This is a genomic window from Streptomyces sp. NPDC057654 (assembly GCF_042800135.1).
Taxonomy (GTDB): domain Bacteria; phylum Actinomycetota; class Actinomycetes; order Streptomycetales; family Streptomycetaceae; genus Streptomyces.
The window spans coordinates 1-3,682 of the sequence record NZ_JBHVHQ010000851.1; the positions used below are offsets into that span (position 1 = coordinate 1).

The window sequence follows — 3,682 nt, forward strand, 5'->3', positions numbered from 1 at the left end:
GGGGAGGTCCGACCGGACTTCCCCGCCTCTGGCGTACCCGTCTGAAGAGAACGCGTCTAGAAGAACACCGACCGCCGCTGCACCAGCAGCTTGTACAGCGTGTGCTGAATCGTTTCCCGCACCTGGTCCGTCAAGTTGAACATCAGCATCGGGTCGTCCGCCGCCTCCGGCGGATAGCCGTCCGTCGCGATCGGCTCGCCGAACTGGATCGTCCACTTCGTCGGCAGCGGCACCGCGCCCAGCGGCCCCAGCCACGGGAAGGTCGGCGTGATCGGGAAGTACGGAATGCCCAGCAGCCGCGCGACGGTCCGCGCGTTGCCGATCATCGGATAGATCTCCTCGGCGCCGACGATCGAGCACGGCACGATCGGCGCCCCGGCGCGCAGCGCCGTCGAGACGAACCCGCCCCGCCCGAAGCGCTGGAGCTTGTACCGGTCGGAGAACGGCTTCCCTATCCCCTTGAACCCCTCCGGCATCACCCCCACCACTTCGCCGCGCTCCAGCAGCCGCTGCGCGTCCTCCGCGCAGGCGAGCGTGTGCCCGGCCTTCCGCGCCAGCTCGTTGACCAACGGCAGTACGAAGACGAGGTCGGCGGCGAGCAGCCGCAGATGGCGTTCGGCGGGGTGCTCGTCGTGCACCGCGGCCTGGAGCATCAGGGCGTCGAGCGGCAGCGTGCCGGAGTGGTTGGCGACGATCAGCGCCCCGCCCTCGGACGGGATGTTCTCGATGCCCTTCACCTCGACCCGGAAGTACTTGTCGTAGAACGGGCGGAGCATCGACATGATCACCTGGTCGGTGAGCTCCTCGTCGTACCCGAACTCGTCGACCTCGTACTCGCCCGTGATCCGGCGGCGCAGAAAGCTCAGCCCGTGTGCGAGGCGCCGGTCCCAGCCCCCGCCGCCGTTCTGCGGCGACGGCTCGCCGACGGGCTCCGGGTCCTCCTCCCGCTGCGGCGGTACGGGCGCCAGCGGGACGTCCGCCCGGCCGCTCGCGCGCCCGGCGCGCTTCGCCCGGCGCCGGGACCGCGGTTCCTCGCCGAACGGAATGACCTTCGCGTCCGCCATGTTGGGTGCGCTCCTCAATTCTGGTCGCCGCCGACTGGCAGCACCGCGGCGATCCGGTCGACGGTACGGGCGAGGGTCTCGGGCGGGAGCAGCCCCGGTCCGCGGCTGCGCGCGTAGTCCGCGAACGCCTCCGCGGTGGTGTATTTCGGTTCAAAACCCAGTGTCTCGCGCATCTGCGCGGTCTGGACGACCCGCCCGTGCGTCAGCAGCCGGATCTGCTCGGGCGAGAAGTCGCTGACGCCGAGGGAGCGCAGCGCGGAGCCGATCCAGGTGACGGTCGGCAGGAAGAAGGGGAGCGTGGGGCGGCCGAGGCGGCGCGCGGTCTGGGAGAGCAGCAGCACGCCGTCGCCGGCGATGTTGAAGGTGCCGCTGTTGAGCGTGGAGCGGCGCGGCTCGCCGGCGGCGATGCGCAGCACCTCGATCGCGTCGTCCTCGTGCACGAACTGGAGGCGGGGGTCGAAGCCGAGCACGGTGGGCAGGACGGGCAGCGAGAAGTACTCGGCGAGCGGCGAATCGGCGCAGGGCCCGAGCACGTTGGCGAAGCGCAGCACGCAGACGGCGACGTCCGGGCGGCGCCGCGCGAAGCCGCGTACGTACCCCTCGACCTCGACGGTGTCCTTGGCGAAGCCGCCGCTGGGCAGCGACTTGGGCGGCGTGGTCTCGGTGAAGATCGCGGGGTCGCGGGGCGCGGAGCCGTACACGCTGGTGCTCGACTTGATCACGAGCCGCTTGACGGTCGGCGCCTTCTGGCACGCGCCGAGCAGCTGCATGGTGCCGATGACGTTGGTCTCCTTGACCAGGGTCCGGCCGCCGCGCTTGCCGAGCGGGGTGCCGTTGACGTCCATGTGGACGACGGTGTCGACGCCGTGCTCGGCGAGGACCTTGCCGATCGTGGGGTGCCGGATGTCGGCCCGTACGAAGTCGGCCCCGCCCAGGTGGTGCTCGGGTGGCACGGCGTCCACGCCGATGACCCGGTCGACGTCGGGCTCCCGCTGGACGCGCCGTACGAAACGGCCGCCCAGCTGACGTGCGACCCCGGTGACGAGCACGACCTTGCCCAAGATCAGCGCCTTCCCTCGAAACCTCGCTCGACGAGCGGAGCTTTGGCCGCCACCGTAGCGGCTCGTTGTTGCGCTGTGATGACCGCCCGATGCATGGAGCTACATTTCAAGCCGTAGCGAAGGGTTCACACATAGCAACGCCTTACCCCGAGCGGCGCCGCACCCCCCGCACAGCACCGCAGCCCTTCCACCGAGATCCGGTGAAAGGGCTGCGGGACGTACACAGCGTCGCTGCTTACTTCTTGTTGCGACGCTGAACGCGCGTGCGCTTGAGCAGCTTGCGGTGCTTCTTCTTCGCCATCCGCTTGCGCCGCTTCTTGATAACAGAGCCCACGACTACCCTCGCTAACTTCGATCACTCGGTGCGGGGCGTCCGAGCCCACACTACCTACATCGGGCCAGCCTACCCGGCACCGAGCGATCGGCGTAATCCGAGGTATTCGTCAGGGCGCACGCTGGGGAAACGCATCCCCCAGCCCACCCCCTAGGCGGTCTCCACCCCCACATAGGACTCACGGAGGTACTCGTGCACCGCCTGCTCTGGGACCCGGAAGGACCTGCCCACCCGGATCGCCGGCAGATGACCGCTGTGCACCAAGCGGTACACGGTCATCTTGGACACTCGCATCACCGAGGCGACTTCCGCCACGGTCAGGAACACGACCTCATTCAGAGGCCTCTCGCCAGCAGCCATGTCACACCTGAACCTTCCGCACATGACGGGCACCGGCTTCCCCTCCGGTGACTCCTCGTCGCTGCGCGCTCACTCCCCAGGTTAGGGGCGGGTGATACGAGTGGGGAAGAGGAGCAGCGATCGGCCGCCTACTGTGACAGACACGCTCGATTGAGTACATAGCGAGTAAGCGGTCGGTAGTAATCAGACCGCACAGTGTCATCAAGCGGAACGGCGACGGACACCCGCCCCTCGGCCTGCCCGACGAACAGCGCCGGATCGTCCGTGTCCGCCAGACCGATGGCCTCAATGCCCAGCTGACCTGCTCCGCAGACCCATCCGTGATCCCCGATGACGAGGTTCGGCAGTCCGCTGCGGGCGTCTACGGCGGCCCCCAGGGCGGTACGAATCGGGAGGGGGGAATGGGTGTGTGCGCCCGGCGTACTACCGGGCTCCCGCGCGCCGGGTTCCCGCACCATCGCGACTCCCCGTACGTAGTCAAGGTTGTACGTGCGTACCCCGAACCGGGTCGTCATGTCGACTCTTCGACCCTGCGCCGGGGTGAGGACAGTGCATCCCGCCGCCGACAGGGCCGCGGCCAACGAGGCGTAGAAGCCCAGGAGCCGGTGCGGATGACCGGTCCCGATCAGCACGGTCGCGCCGTCCCGGGCCGCCGCGCGGAGCCGGTCGGCGAAGCATCCGAGGGCTTCCACCGTGCGATCGGGGTCGATCACATCCTGCCCGGAAGTATGTGCCGGATCGGCCGAAACCCCACAGCGCTCACCCATAAGACCGAGTAACTCGACCAGGGACCAGTCGCGTTCGGGCTCCAGACCGATCAGCGCGCGGGGGTCGCGCGCGACGAAGAGCCGGTAGCGGTGCTC

5 protein-coding genes are annotated in these 3,682 nt (G+C 69.0%); all 5 read right to left on the reverse strand.

Features of this window, described 5'->3' with window-relative positions; translation table 11 throughout:
* Positions 1–56: 56 nt before the first annotated feature.
* Positions 57–1,064, reverse strand: coding sequence for a lysophospholipid acyltransferase family protein (locus ACFU99_RS37115; RefSeq protein WP_384401111.1), 1,008 nt, complete (start codon positions 1,062–1,064; stop codon positions 57–59).
* Positions 1,065–1,078: 14 nt separating this feature from the next.
* Positions 1,079–2,125, reverse strand: a complete 1,047-nt coding sequence (locus tag ACFU99_RS37120) for an NAD-dependent epimerase/dehydratase family protein (RefSeq protein ID WP_363231810.1) — start codon at positions 2,123–2,125, stop codon at positions 1,079–1,081.
* Between the two features lie 235 nt (positions 2,126–2,360).
* Positions 2,361–2,459 carry a 30S ribosomal protein bS22 gene (locus ACFU99_RS37125; RefSeq protein ID WP_003948845.1) on the reverse strand — a complete coding sequence of 33 codons (99 nt, stop codon included), beginning with the start codon at positions 2,457–2,459 and terminating at the stop codon, positions 2,361–2,363.
* 150 nt (positions 2,460–2,609) lie between these two features.
* On the reverse strand, positions 2,610–2,819 hold the full coding sequence (locus ACFU99_RS37130; RefSeq protein ID WP_031145511.1) for a helix-turn-helix domain-containing protein: 210 nt from the start codon (positions 2,817–2,819) through the stop codon (positions 2,610–2,612).
* A gap of 128 nt (positions 2,820–2,947) precedes the next feature.
* Positions 2,948–3,682 (reverse strand): phosphatase (locus ACFU99_RS37135; protein WP_384401115.1); only part of this gene is annotated, 735 nt, incomplete at its 5' end.